1 protein-coding gene is annotated in these 845 nt (G+C 74.9%); it reads right to left on the bottom strand.

Annotated elements, in window-relative coordinates:
* The coding region (locus AE652_RS42355; protein ID WP_049661566.1) for an ALF repeat-containing protein at positions 1 to 845 on the bottom strand (845 nt) is incomplete at both ends.

The following is an 845-nucleotide window of genomic DNA, read 5'->3' on the forward strand; positions in this document are numbered from 1 at the left end:
CGCCGGCCTCCCAGCCGAGCCCGTCGGTGCCGGTGGCGGCGAGCGTGCCGGAACCGGTGGTGCCGGTGGTGCCGCCGCCCGTACGGGTGCCGGTGGTGGTGCCGGTCCCGGTGCCGGTGCCGGTGGTGAGGCCGGCCGGCTGCACGGTCTGCGGCTGCTGCCCGGTGCCACCGGTGCCCGCGCCCGTCCCCGTACCGCTGCCCGCGCCGTTGCCCTGCTTGGCCGCCACGGCCTGGTCCTCGGCCTGGGCCTTGGCCCAGCCGTCCTTGAGGAAGGCCAGGAGGTCCGCGTAGCTGCCCTCGTAGGCGGCCATGGCGGCCTTCTTCACCGCGGGGCCGCCGGTCTCGATGATCTGGGAGACCTTCAGCCGATTGTCGCTGAAGCGCAGGTTCGGCAGCTCGACGGTCAGGAAGCGCCGCACGTCCTCGGCGTTGCCGTCCATGGCCTTCTGGGCGGCCGCGGCGGTGTGCGGGCCGGTCTCCTTGTCGGCGATGACGCGCAGCACCTCGACCCGGTCGTCCTCGAACTGGGCCTTGGCGAAGCCCTCGTTGAGGAAGGCCTCGACGGCCGCGTCGGTGCCGGCGTCCAGCGCCTTGCTGGCCGCCTCGCGCACGGCCGGGCCGCCCTGGTCCATGAGCTGGCTGAGCTTGACCCGGTTGTCGTCGCTGCGCAGCCTGGGCAGCTTGGTCGTCAGGAAGGTCCGCAGGTCGGCCGCGCCGCCCTTGAGGGCCTGCTCGGCGCCCTCGCGCACGCCGGGGCCGGTCTTGGGGTCGGCCACCAGGGCCGCGACCTTGGCGCGGTCCTCGTCCTCGGCGCGGGCGACGTACTGGCCGGTCGCCAGGAAG

This window comes from Kitasatospora sp. MY 5-36 (genome assembly GCF_001182915.1).
Lineage (GTDB): Bacteria > Actinomycetota > Actinomycetes > Streptomycetales > Streptomycetaceae > Kitasatospora.